The organism is Myxococcus sp. CA033 (assembly GCF_013336625.1).
GTDB lineage: Bacteria > Myxococcota > Myxococcia > Myxococcales > Myxococcaceae > Myxococcus > Myxococcus llanfairpwllgwyngyllgogerychwyrndrobwllllantysiliogogogochensis.
In genome coordinates this window covers 1-877 of the sequence record NZ_JABUMU010000077.1, presented here as the reverse complement: position 1 = coordinate 877, position 877 = coordinate 1, and the positions used below count along the sequence as shown (strand labels likewise).

General features: G+C 63.7%; 1 protein-coding gene. It reads left to right on the top strand.

The window, feature by feature from the left end:
* Positions 1-64 precede the first annotated feature (64 nt).
* Positions 65-867, top strand: a protein-coding gene (locus tag HUA78_RS45700; protein WP_174459508.1) for an IS5 family transposase whose coding sequence is annotated in 2 segments (ribosomal slippage) — positions 65-410 and positions 410-867 — 804 coding nt in all. Because the reading frame shifts where the segments join, the coding sequence is not laid out codon by codon here.
* Positions 868-877: the final 10 nt, after the last annotated feature.

Genomic DNA, 877 nt, shown 5'->3' with positions numbered 1-877 from the left:
AGAGGACCTAACAAAAGTCAGGGCTGGGGTGGCCACCGACGAAGGGCATCCCCAGCTTGAGTGCATGGTCCGCGAACTCGTTCCCGACGCCTTCTGGCAGCGTGTGGCGCCGCTGCTGCCTCCGCCGAGACCCAAGAAGAAGCTTGGACGCCCCCGAGCAGATGACCGAGCGGCGCTGGAGGCCATTGTCTTCGTGCTGAGGAGCGGCATTCCATGGGAGATGCTTCCTCGCAAGCAGTTCGGCCTGTCGGGCATGACAGCCTGGCGCCGGCTGGAGGAATGGACCGAGGCCGGGGTCTGGGAAAAGCTCCAACACCAACTGCTGGATGAACTGGGACTACGAGGCAGGGTGGACCTCTCCCGCGCCAGCATCGACTCGTCGTCTGTCCGGGCCTCAAAAAGGGGGCCCTCACGGGCCCAAATCCGACGGACCGCGCGAAGGCGGGTAGCAAGCATCATCTTCTCGTAGAGGCCCATGGACTGCCGCTCACCGAGTCGCTGACGGCGGCGAACGTGCACGACACCCACGAACTCTTTCCCCTCGTGGACTCCATACCTCCGGTGAGGATGCCTTCAGGGCAACGGTGCTTCCGTCCCAGGAAGGTCCACGGGGATAAGGCCTACGCCTCGAAGAAGAACCGGCGCGGGCTTCGAAAGCGCGGCATCGCACCACGAATCGCGCGACCAGGTGTCGAGTCCAAGGAGCGCCTGGGGCGTCACCGTTGGGTGGCGGAGCGCACTCTGGCCTGGAAAAATCAACTTCGTCGGCTCCGTGTCCGTGACGAGCGCAGGGACGACGTCCACTTCGGCTTCCTCGTCCTCGGCTGCTGCGTCATGCTCTTCCGAAGCCTCTATCCTCACATTTGATAGAGGCTCT